Consider the following 292-nt stretch of genomic DNA (forward strand, 5'->3'; position numbering starts at 1 on the left):
CAGCCAGGAGGCGTAGTCGGCGAGCTGAATGCCCTTCACCACGCGAGTGCCCCAGAAGGGCGGCTCCGGGACCGGGTTGTCGGTGGCCACGTCGGAGCGAACCGAGCCCTCGGGCTCCTCGACCTCCAGTACGGCGGTGTCCCGCTTGGGCACGCGGCGCTGCTTGAGCTCCGGCAGGGTCGCGCCCGGCACACCGCGCTTGACCGCGATCAGGGCGTCCATCAGGCGCAGGCCCTCGAACGCGTCGCGGGCGTAGCGGACCTCGCCCTCGTAGATCTCGTGCAGGTCCTGC

1 protein-coding gene is annotated in these 292 nt (G+C 71.6%); it reads right to left on the reverse strand.

Annotated features, from left to right (window positions below; genetic code table 11):
- Positions 1 to 292, reverse strand: a 292-nt coding sequence (locus tag IG84_RS38590) for a hypothetical protein (RefSeq protein WP_037801497.1), incomplete at both ends; no start/stop codon positions are given.

This window comes from Streptomyces ochraceiscleroticus, assembly GCF_000720485.1.
Classification (GTDB): domain Bacteria; phylum Actinomycetota; class Actinomycetes; order Streptomycetales; family Streptomycetaceae; genus Streptomyces; species Streptomyces ochraceiscleroticus.